A 723-nucleotide genomic window follows, 5' to 3' on the forward strand; every position below is an offset into this window, starting at 1 on the left:
TCCTTTGTGTGTATGCTCTGGAAGCTTTGAACCAGCTTTAATTCGGTATAGCTTCGTTGTGTAGCGCTCATCATCAATATTGAGGTTTACCTCTTGGATGTTTTTGCTGAAGCCACTCCAATTTAATTGGTCAAAGTCTTCTTTGATAAACCTGCGCATCGGGCGCGGTATATTTATGCGCTTTTCGTTTGCTGCTTTTTCGAAACTCTCTTGAGAAACTTTATTTCTTTCAAACATTTCGATTTTTGCCCAGGTCTCGTCTAATAGAGAATCAGACACGACTTCTTCGGAACATTGTTTCAATATGTCGCCACCAAGCGACTCAAAGTTACGAACTTTTTCTGCACATTTAGGACATGATTCAACATGGCATGCCACCATGAGTCCTAATGCATCAGCTAGTTGCCCAGCTGCGAAGGACATCAAAAGTTCATCATTAGGATGATAATTAGCCATGACATTTGCTCTTTTGCTACGTTTTCTAATTTCTTCATTGCGAGTCTTAGGCGCGATTTGATTGTACCTAGTGGTAAATCAAGATCTGCCGCTATCTCGCTGTGTGATTTGCCTTCAAAGTATACTTTGAAAACCACTTGCTTTTGGACCTCTGGAAGGTGCTTCAGCATTCCTCGTGCTGTCTTACCTTCCAGTTCTCCTGAAATCTGCGTCTCTAATTCTTCTGAACCTTCTTCGGCCCAGAGGTCGTCCGACTGCACAGTTTCA

The 723-nt window shown here is 42.5% G+C and carries 2 protein-coding genes; both read right to left on the reverse strand.

Annotated elements, in window-relative coordinates; all coding sequences use genetic code 11:
- The coding region (locus A3739_RS16365) for a hypothetical protein (RefSeq protein WP_068502079.1) at positions 1 to 456 on the reverse strand (456 nt) is incomplete at its 3' end.
- The coding region (locus A3739_RS16370; protein ID WP_304440285.1) for a sigma factor-like helix-turn-helix DNA-binding protein at positions 423 to 723 on the reverse strand (301 nt) is incomplete at its 5' end. The genes A3739_RS16365 and A3739_RS16370, both read right to left, overlap by 34 nt.

It is taken from the genome of Oleiphilus sp. HI0067 (assembly GCF_001635735.1).